This window comes from Sphingobacterium sp. HJSM2_6, from assembly GCF_049316305.1.
Lineage (GTDB): Bacteria > Bacteroidota > Bacteroidia > Sphingobacteriales > Sphingobacteriaceae > Sphingobacterium.
On sequence record NZ_JBMOXB010000087.1, the window covers coordinates 1 to 205 of the forward strand.

Below are 205 nucleotides of genomic sequence, written 5' to 3' on the forward strand. Positions count from 1 at the left end.
AGCGAAAGTAGCTCAGTTGGTAGAGCACAACCTTGCCAAGGTTGGGGTCGCGAGTTCGAATCTCGTCTTTCGCTCAGTCGCCTAGGTGGTGGAACTGGTAGACACGCAGGACTTAAAATCCTGTTCCCGTTAAAGGAGTGCGGGTTCGATTCCCGCCCTAGGTACATTGGTTAAAGCCTCACGAAAGTGGGGCTTTTTTATTGCA

The 205-nt window shown here is 51.2% G+C and carries 2 tRNA genes; both read left to right on the forward strand.

What is annotated here, in order from left to right:
- Position 1: 1 nt before the first annotated feature.
- Positions 2-74, forward strand: a tRNA-Gly gene (locus ACFRAE_RS17885).
- Between the two features lie 5 nt (positions 75-79).
- Positions 80-164 (forward strand) — tRNA-Leu (locus ACFRAE_RS17890).
- Positions 165-205: the final 41 nt, after the last annotated feature.